The 896-nt window shown below is 73.1% G+C and carries 1 protein-coding gene; it reads right to left on the reverse strand.

What is annotated here, in order from left to right; genetic code table 11:
* Positions 1-742 (reverse strand): transporter substrate-binding domain-containing protein (locus ACLBYB_RS32655; RefSeq protein WP_447701361.1); only part of this gene is annotated, 742 nt, incomplete at its 3' end.
* Positions 743-896 lie beyond the last annotated feature (154 nt).

The following is an 896-nucleotide window of genomic DNA, read 5'->3' on the forward strand; positions in this document are numbered from 1 at the left end:
GCGCGACCGCGTCGTCGCGGAAGCCGCGGGCATTGAAGATCCGCCGGACGACGCCGGTGCGCTTCGCCTCATCCATCCACGCCGTTACGCAGGCGAGGGCGACCGGTCGGCCCTTCGGGACGGCGACGGCGACCTGCGTCTGCTGGAAGCCGCCCGCCACGATGCGGGAGCCGGGGACCTGCAGGAGCACCGGCCGCAACGTGTCGCGCGAGAGGGCGAAGGCGTCCGCCTGCCCGGCGCGCATGCGCGCGACGGCCTCGGCCACGGACGGGACGGGGCGGGGCTGCGTCCGGGTCAGCGTGCGGGCGGAGGCGCGGAACGTCGTCGTGCCCTCGATCGCCACGACCCGGAGACCCGGTCGGTCCACCTGCGCCACGTCGGTGATGCCCGACCCGGCGCCGACCAGATAGGTGCTCTCCAGGTCGTAGTAGCCCGGCCCGAAAGCGATCACCTGCCGGCGGGTCGCGTCGACCGGCATGAAGCTGACATCGATCGCCGCGGCCTGCAGGGCGTCGGCCGCAGCGCCCGAGTTCGGGAACAGCGTGACGGCCAGCGGCAGACCGACCTCGCGGGCGAGATTCGCGCTCAGATCGGCCGTCACCCCGTCGAGCCCTCCATCGGCCGCGCGGCAGACGAAGATCAGGCCGGCGGACGGAGCCTCGACGAGACCGACCCGGAGCGCGCCGGTCGGGGCCAGTTCGGCCCTCGAGATCGCGTCCTGTGCGTGGCCGGGCAGCGTCATGAGAGCGGGAAGGGCAGCCGCGGATCACGCCGCCCGCACCGAAGGGCAAGCGGGCGACACGATCCGCCCGAGGGGGAGGGCCGAGCCCCGCTAACGTCTTGAGAAGATTGGCGCACCCGACACGATTCGAACGTGTGACCTTTGCCTTCGGAGG

It is taken from the genome of Methylobacterium sp. D54C, assembly GCF_053345595.1.